Origin of the sequence: uncultured Bacteroides sp., from assembly GCF_949298305.1 — a bacterium.
Classification (GTDB): Bacteria; Bacteroidota; Bacteroidia; order Bacteroidales; family Bacteroidaceae; genus Bacteroides.
In genome coordinates, this window is record NZ_CASFWU010000111.1 from 1 (window position 1) to 8,315 (window position 8,315).

Sequence of the window (8,315 nt, forward strand, 5' to 3'; positions counted from 1 at the left end):
TCTGGTGCGCAACAAGAAAGGATTCTATTATTTTGTCACCTTGATTCCCGCTCTCTTTATGACCGCCGTATGCACCACTTACATCTGTGTGGCTCCCGAGGGCTTCGGACTGGGTACGGAGAACTCCATGCTGGTTGCCGGCGCCGCTGTACTGGTAGCTTTAGTCTGGTTCGGAATCTGGTATTCCCAAAAAGCCAAAAAGGCGTTGAAAGCATGAAACTAAAGAAATCCACGGGGATTACCCTTGCACTGTTCGTCTATATTACTGCGTCGGCAGCCTATCTGCTGCCACGCAATACGGAAATCAGCGCCACGGAGAAATACTTTACGTTGGCTGCGGCCTACGTCATCCTGGTTCTGCTCTGGCTGGTGCTACGCAAAAAGGAGGAACTGCAACGGAAACGCCGTGAGGAAGATGAGAGATATAAGAAAGACAATCATTAAAATCAAGAACAACATGAAGAAAATTGCATTGCTCGTCTGCCTGCTTATTGCCTCAGTGGCTGCTCAGGCACAGTTTGAAAAAAAGTGGCTGGTAAACCCGTCGGTAACAGGACTGGGATTGGTACATTATAACGAAACGGACAAGACAGCCTTCGGACTGGATGTGCATGGAGGTGCCTTCCTGATGGACAATGTGGCGTTGCTGGTACACGGAGCGGCTCAGTGGAACCAGGGTGGAGGCAACCAGGATGTCTACACGCTGGGTGTCGGTGGTCGTTATTACTTCAGCCAGGTCGGCATTTATCTGGGTGCCAACGTCAATGTGGAGCGCTATGATTTCGGTCATGACCAGGATGATACGGATTTTTCCGTCGGACTGGAAGCGGGCTATGCTTTCTTCCTTTCGCGCACGGTAACTCTGGAACCCGCCGTCTTTTGGAACATTAACGGCGACCGTTCCCGTTACGGCCTGAAGGTAGGCTTCGGCTTTTACTTCTGAAAAGCATAGCTGTTAGAAGCCGTTTTAGCAGAACATAATTATTAAAGAGACAGGTGTGGATGTTGCCGGAATCGTGCAACCGTCCGCACCTGTTTTTTGTGTGAAACATGCGGCTAAGTTGGTTGGTGTGTCTGGTGTCTGTCCTGCTTTGTGTTTTGCAATGAATTTCCAATCATACAAAACTGTTCCTTCATGCTTGCATGGCTCTTCCACCGTGCTTGTATGGCTCGCGGTCGGTGCTTGCATGGCTTGTACTCGATGCTTGCACGGATTGGCAGAAGGTGCCGATATGGACAGCTGTCGTTTCTTTTCCTTGACAAGGTGCAGGGGTGGCGCGGATTAGCGCAGATAAACCGTCCTGATTTTGAAAATCTGCGTTAATCTGCGCTAATCCGTGTTTTAATATCAATTCTACATCCGGTGTCGGATTTTGAGTTGCAGAGTATCTTTTCCCTCATTGTTTCTTGCTTATTGCGCCAGCTTCTCCTTCAAGTATTGTCCCGTGTAGCTGGCGGCGCATTCGGCCACCTCTTCCGGTGTGCCTGCCACTACGATGTTTCCGCCCTTGTCGCCGCCTTCAGGACCCAGGTCTATCACATAGTCGGCACACTTCACCACGTCGAGGTTGTGCTCAATGATGACGATGCTGTGACCACGCAGTATCAGAGCGTCGAAGGCTTCGAGCAGCTTGCGTATGTCGTGGAAGTGCAGGCCGGTGGTGGGTTCGTCAAAGATGAACAGCGTGGGGTCCGCCTTCTCCAGGCTGAGGTAGTAGGCCAGCTTCACGCGCTGGTTCTCGCCTCCCGAGAGGGTGGAGGAAGACTGCCCCAGCTTGATGTAGCCCAGTCCCACGTCCTGCAGCGGCTGCAGCTTGCGGGCTATCTTCTTCTGTCCGTGTTCCGTAAAGAACTCGATGGCCTGGTTGACGGTCATCTCCAGCACGTCGTAGATGCTGGCGTCGTGGAACTTCACCTCCAGTGTGTCCTTCTTGAAGCGTTTGCCGTGGCAGGCCTCACACTCCAGCACCAGGTCGGCCATGAACTGCATCTCTACGGTGATGGTTCCTTCGCCTTTGCACTCCTCGCATCGTCCGCCTTCGCTGTTGAAACTGAAGTAGCCGGCCGTGTATCCCATCTGTTTGGCCAACGGCTGTTCGGCGTATAGCTTGCGAATCTCGTCGTATGCCTTGAGGTAGGTCACGGGGTTGCTGCGCGATGACTTGCCGATAGGGTTTTGGTCGATGAACTCCACGTTGCGCAGGTTGCGCAGATCGCCCCCGATGCTGACGAACTCGCCCGGCCGTTCGGTACATTCGTCCAGTTCGCGCTTCAGTGCACGGTAGAAGATGTCTCTCACCAGCGTGCTCTTGCCAGAGCCGCTGACGCCTGTCACCACCGTCATCACGTTTAGCGGGAAGCGCACATCCACCCCTTTCAGGTTGTTTTCGCGGGCACCTTTGATTTCGATGTAGTTGTTCCAGCGCCGCCGGTGTTCGGGTACGGGGATGGTCTCCTCGCCGCGCAGGTAGCGGACGGTGTAGCTGGTGGTGGACGGTGTCTGGCCGGGGTTGGACGATGCCGGGTTGTCCAGTATGTCCTTCATGTCTCCCTGATAGACCACTTCGCCGCCCAGTCTTCCGGCTTTGGGGCCAATGTCTATGATGTAGTCCGCCGCACGGATAATCTCTTCGTCATGCTCTACCACCACTACTGTGTTGCCCAACTGTTGCAGTTGTCGCAGTACGTGAATCAGTCGGCCTGTGTCGCGGCTGTGCAGTCCGATGCTGGGTTCGTCCAGAATGTAGAGGCTGCCCACCAGGCTGCTGCCCAGTGAGGTGGCCAGGTTGATGCGCTGGCTTTCGCCGCCGGAGAGCGAGTTGCTGAGGCGGTTTAGCGTCAGATAGCCAAGTCCCACGTCCAGCAGGAACTGGAGGCGGCTGTTTATCTCAGTCAGAATGCGGCGTGCCACGTCGGTATCGTGCTTGTTCAGTTGCAGGTTGTCAAAGAAGACTTTCAGCTCGGTGACGGGCAGGTCCACCAGTTCCGATATGCTCCGTCCGCCCACTTTCACATAACCCGCTTCGGGTTTCAGGCGGGTGCCGTGGCACTTGGGACAGATCGTTTTGCCCCGGTAGCGGGCCAGCATCACACGGTATTGTATCTTATATTGGTTCTCCTGCAACATGCGGAAGAAGGCGTTGATGCCTTCAAAGTAGGGCGTTCCTTCCCACAGCATCCGCCGCTGTTCGTCGGTCAGTTCGTAGTAGGGGGTGAAGATGGGAAAACCGGCCTTCTCGGCACCGCGTATTACCATGTCCCTCCATTCGCCCATTTTTTCACCTCGCCAGCACATGACAGCTCCGTCATAGACGGACAGCGCGCGGTTGGGGATGACCAGGTGTTCGTCTATCCCGATGACGCGGCCGAAGCCTTCGCACTCCGGACAGGCCCCGATGGGAGAGTTGAAAGAGAACATCTGGTCGGTCGGCTCTTCGAAGGTGATGCCGTCCGCCTCGAACTTGGTGCTGAAGCGGTAGAGGCACGTGCTGCCGTCCGGTTGGTAGAAGCGCAGCAGGCAGGCACCATCGCCTTCGTACATGGCTGTCTCGGCCGAATCTGTCAGACGGCTGATGGAGTCCTTGGCGGCGGAGGCCGTCATGCGGTCTACCAGCAGGAACACCGTGTCGCCCTTGCGGGGCGTGTATTCGTCAATGCGTACCGTCTCGCCGTTCACTTCCAGTCGGGAAAAGCCCTGTTTCATGTCCATCTCCAGCTGTTCGGCCAGGCTTCTGCCCTCGCGGGGCAGGACGGGAGTCAGTACCGTGTAGCGGGTTCCTTCAGGTTGTTCCAGCATACAGTTGACGATGTCCTCGACCGAATGCTTCTTTACCTCCTGTCCGCTGACGGGGCTGAACGTCCTTCCGATGCGGGCAAAGAGCAGGCGCATGTATTCGTAAATCTCTGTCGAGGTTCCCACCGTGGAGCGGGGATTGCGGCTGTTCACCTTCTGCTCGATGGTAATGGCGGGCGGAATGCCCTTGATGAAGTCACACTCGGGCTTGCTCATGCGTCCCAGAAACTGGCGGGCATAGCTGCTGAGGCTCTCCACGTATCGGCGTTGCCCTTCGGCATAGAGGGTGTCGAAGGCCAGCGACGACTTGCCCGAGCCGGACAGTCCGGTGATGACCACCAGCCGGTTGCGTGGAATTTCTACGTCAATGTTCTTCAGGTTGTTGACGCGGGCGCCTTTTATGAGGATGGAATCGTTTTTTGTCATATACAGGGTCACTTAGCGTGAATATTACCGACAAAGATAGTGAAAGGTGAGTGGAGAGGCAAACGAAAAACGCAGTTTTTCAGTTAGACTATCCCGAACCGCATCCTATCTTATGGAAAGATAGTGAAAGGTGTGGAAAATCCACAGCGGTGTGACCCCGTGCGCCAAGCAGGATTGACTCTTCTGAAAAGATGCTATATACCCCGTATTAGTCCTGGCCGACGGGGGTTATTTTTATTTTAGTTAGTTGAGATTATTTGTTTTTCCCAGCCTTGATTTTTCGTACACTTTCACCACTCAGTTCAATCTGGCGTTTATACCTGTCCGCACGCAGAAGGACGGCCTTAGGCGGCCGCCGGAAGAGCGGCGAGGCGTGCAGGCAGCGCGGACAAGCCTGTGAATAAGAAACGGAAAGGTGCCCCATCGGACGGTCGAGGGCGGCACCTTTCGCGGTCTAAGGCGCTGCCCTGGCGGGGCTGAGGCGGCACTTTTGGGTGTACAAGTCCGTGCCTTTGTCCCAATTAAAAGCCTTTCATTTGTAAATTAAAAGCCTTTTATTTATCAATTAAAAGGCTTTCATTTATCAATTAAAAGGCTTTTAATTTTCAGAAGAAAGCCTTTTAATGTTGTCAAAGGTAGCGCCTCTGCCCGGCAAAGGTGGGGACTTATCCCGGCAAAGGTGGCTGAGAAGCTGGAGAAAGGTGGCGGTTGGGGTCAAGAATGAGGTGGCGGCAAAATAGCCAACCGGCTTTCTTCCGGCTGCGGAATTGCACGGATTTTCACGGATGTCCTTCCCGGTTCGGAATTTGAAGCCGTAAGAAGTCGGGTTTCCCGGTGGATGGGAAGTGCGGTCACAGGCACCGTAGGAATTTACATTAATTCAAATAAATATTCCATTTCCTCGTCGGGAGGTTTCCCCTTACTTTGCAGTCGTAAACAATCTCATTTTTTAATCATGAAAAATACATTTATCGCTATTCTTGTGGCCTTGCTGCTTTCTTCGTGCGGCAAGAATCTTTTTAGAATAAATTTGGCGGGAGAGTGGACGGTGCGTCTTGACAGCACGGATGTCGGGATGAAAGAGGCATGGTTCGGCCGCTGTTACGAAACTCCCATCACTCTTCCCGGCACCACCGACCAGGCCGGACTGGGAACGAAGTGTGCATTGAAACCTGCGCTGGAGAAACCGCAGTTGCTGCACCTGACGCGGGCATACAGTTATATAGGTGCGGCATGGTATGCCAAGGAGGTGGAAATCCCGGCAGAGTGGGGAGGCAAGGACGTGCTGTTGAATCTGGAGCGTGTGCTGTGGGACACGCAGGTGTGGGTAGAGGGGTCAAGGTGGACGGGCATGAGGAAAGCCTTGTGGCTCCCCACCGATACGACCTCACTCCGTATCTGATAACCAGTCATATCGCTACAGGCATTCCATATTTTTGAAAAGAACTCTTGTTCGCCTCTATCGTTTAGATATCCCATGAGCTGGGCTTTCAGAATATCGTGCTGCTCCAGCTGCTCTCCTCGGGTGTTCATGATTTCGAAATAACGATTCAGGTCGGTATGTTCGGGCACTTCTATTCTATAGAGGACAACATGTGCCAAGCGTGACACAAAATCAGCTCTATTCAATCCTGATTTTTCTTCAAATTTTTGACGAATAGCCCGGATGCCATTCACAATAGGCTGCTCGACAGCACTTTCGTCATCTATCTTATCATCCAATATTTTCTGAATACGTGCAAGCGTATAGTTTGAGTTTGGACGGCAGTCAAAGGAAAGCGTCTTCCCCAACTCACCTTCCAAAGCTCCTTCGGAAACCAAATACTGCAGCAGAAGGAACAAGGTGGTAAGACGTTGTTGTCCATCAACTACTTCGTAGGTATCAGCCTTACCTTGGACTTTTGAAACAATAAGCGACCCGATGTAATAATTTTCAGCGGAATCTATATCAATGTCATTAATATCATCTATCAACTGCCCAATTTCCTTGTCCTCCCAAGCATAAGCCCGCTGGTAACGCGGAATGACATAGTGGGCATCTGTATCGAAAAGGGTATGCCCGTCTAAAATTCTTAACTCTTCTACCATCTCAAATACTATATCCGTTTAATATACAAAGGTTGCTATATAATTCTTTCCATTCGTCATTTGCCCGATCGTCGACGCTCAAAGTAAGTCTCATACCGGCAATTTCAGTATGCCTGCGAGCATAAGCTATCATCGCTATTACGGGTTTGGCATTGCTGTATCTGTCAAAATCGTTTCTTCCGATGGCATACCGGTTAATTGTATCAAAGCCTAAATGATTCATGTCAACCCTGATCATCATAGCCCAGGTAAACAACTTTGTGACCGCCATAACATCGAAATTATGAAAACGGTCGTAATAGCACAATAAAGCGCAAAAGAACAGATTGCGGGCATAATTAAGCCCAGTTGATGAAGACTGGCAAGCCTTATCGAAAGCCTCGACAGAAACAGCGTCTTTCCCGTCGGTCAACATTTGCTTTATTTTGTCGAAATTCGGATTGGTGATGATTTCCTCTTTTATGTTATGCAACATTTGCATATAATGATCGACCATTTCAAAGAAATCACTTCCAGAAATAAATGGCTCCGTAAGCAGGAAGTAAGGCATGGCCTTGTTGGCTCTGCGGGCATAGGTATATCCCGTATCCTCTTCGATACCCTTATAAATATCAATATCGGCTATGGTAAAATTTCCGCATTTACGACATTTGGCCCAGTTCCACAACGGGAACAGATAATGATCAAACAACTCTCGAATGGCTCGGGGATCCTTTGATTCCCATTTTATCACCGCATGCTGCATCTCATATTTATCATGTATCTCTCTTAAATGATAGGCTTTAAGCAAATCGTGTGGATACAAAGCACGGCCACGGGTATTCTGAGAATCGAACAACTGAAAAGCTTCACTGATTTTATTGACCGTGATGACCACCACCTCCAGTATATCTTTCAGCGCTTTCGTAAAAAGTTTTTTCCTTTTCTCATCAACAGAAGAAAACCACTCACTTATTGTCTTATAATTTGCATGTATGTTCTTTTGGGTAATCTTATTAGAATACTTTACTTCCGACAGAGCACAAGTAAAACTAGGTTGCAAATACAGATTTAAGAGTAAAAAAGACAATATACGCTGCTGACCATCTACCACCTCGTACTCGCCGTTTTCATTTTTATACAATATTACTGTACCTATACGGTATTTAAAGTTTGTATATTTTCTACTCTCTTCAATACTCTTTTGGATATCAAGGAGCAACTCTATGATATTTTTATCCGTCCATTTATACGGCCGTTGATAATTAGGAATAACCAAATTGGTTTTCAATAGCTTATAAATGGACCATATCCGAGGAATACTATTTTTAAAACTCATATTATAGTCACAAATTATATTCAATAACCACTTGTTTAGTTCGCAAATATTTTTTCAGGATATTGTCATTTTGTGAAATATTCAGTCTTTAGCCAATAGGCATAAATCGGATCCTGGAACGAGATTTCACCGGCCTTATTATCCAATATATCATTCTTGATAAGGGCAGCCTTTGAGCGGGATATTGAGGTCGTTGAAGAAATTTGATAGCGATGCATCACTTCGGTCGAACTAATGGCCTTTTCGCCGGCAATAAGAGCTTTAAGATAGTTTAGTTGCTGTGTGGTCAATGTTTCGGTGATTGTTACAAACAACAGACTTAACTGCTCCACCAATGCTGTGTGTGCCTCACGTACAATCTCAACGGTACATACATCCTTTGTTCTGAGCCATGAAAGCTGTGCCAACTGCTGTGCGTAGTATGGATGGTTGTCTACGAGCTTCGCAATCAAATGGCTTGCTTCATCGTCGATTTCCTTGCCAGTATCAGTGAAACGACTTTTGAAAAACTCCACGAGGCAAGGCGTGTCAATCTTATTAAGAAACATCAGGTTGCCAAACTTGTAAAAGGGTTTGGATGAATCGGTAAATACTTCCATCATCATGTGGCGCTTGCTGCCATAGAGACAATAGGCCACACTCTGGTGCAGCTGCCAATGTGAACGCAACTTTTTCTGGAAATAGTCTGGG

General features: G+C 49.7%; 5 protein-coding genes and 3 pseudogenes. 4 read left to right on the top strand and 4 right to left on the bottom strand.

Going from position 1 to position 8,315, the window contains the following annotated elements:
* The 3 genes and pseudogenes from Q1Y74_RS12420 to Q1Y74_RS12430 form a co-directional block, all read left to right on the top strand.
* Nucleotides 1-217: pseudogene (locus Q1Y74_RS12420) on the top strand (carbon starvation protein A); the annotation flags it as partial.
* Nucleotides 214-444 (top strand): hypothetical protein, encoded by a 231-nt coding sequence (locus tag Q1Y74_RS12425; protein ID WP_300814628.1) that lies wholly within the window; start codon nt 214-216, stop codon nt 442-444. The pseudogene Q1Y74_RS12420 and the gene Q1Y74_RS12425, both read left to right, overlap by 4 nt.
* 13 nt (nt 445-457) lie before the next feature.
* Nucleotides 458-943: an outer membrane beta-barrel protein gene (locus Q1Y74_RS12430; RefSeq protein ID WP_300814629.1), complete on the top strand. Its 486-nt coding sequence runs from the start codon at nt 458-460 to the stop codon at nt 941-943.
* Nucleotides 944-1,411: 468 nt separating this feature from the next.
* Here the strand turns inward: Q1Y74_RS12430 and uvrA are convergent, their stop codons facing one another.
* On the bottom strand, nt 1,412-4,219 hold the full coding sequence (uvrA, locus tag Q1Y74_RS12435) for an excinuclease ABC subunit UvrA (protein ID WP_300814630.1): 2,808 nt from the start codon (nt 4,217-4,219) through the stop codon (nt 1,412-1,414).
* Between the two features lie 955 nt (nt 4,220-5,174).
* On the opposite strand from uvrA, the gene Q1Y74_RS12440 reads away from it, so the two are divergent.
* Nucleotides 5,175-5,621, top strand: a complete 447-nt coding sequence (locus tag Q1Y74_RS12440) for a sugar-binding domain-containing protein (RefSeq protein ID WP_300814631.1) — start codon at nt 5,175-5,177, stop codon at nt 5,619-5,621.
* Here the strand turns inward: Q1Y74_RS12440 and Q1Y74_RS12445 are convergent.
* From Q1Y74_RS12445 to Q1Y74_RS12455, 3 genes and pseudogenes are all read right to left on the bottom strand, one after another.
* Nucleotides 5,621-6,307, bottom strand: a pseudogene (locus Q1Y74_RS12445) (DUF262 domain-containing protein); the annotation flags it as partial. The gene Q1Y74_RS12440 and the pseudogene Q1Y74_RS12445 overlap by 1 nt on opposite strands.
* Nucleotide 6,308: 1 nt before the next feature.
* Entirely contained in the window at nt 6,309-7,625 is a 1,317-nt protein-coding gene (locus Q1Y74_RS12450) for a DUF262 domain-containing protein (protein WP_300814632.1), read from the bottom strand.
* Nucleotides 7,626-7,690: 65 nt separating this feature from the next.
* Nucleotides 7,691-8,315: pseudogene (locus tag Q1Y74_RS12455) on the bottom strand (ATPase); the annotation flags it as partial.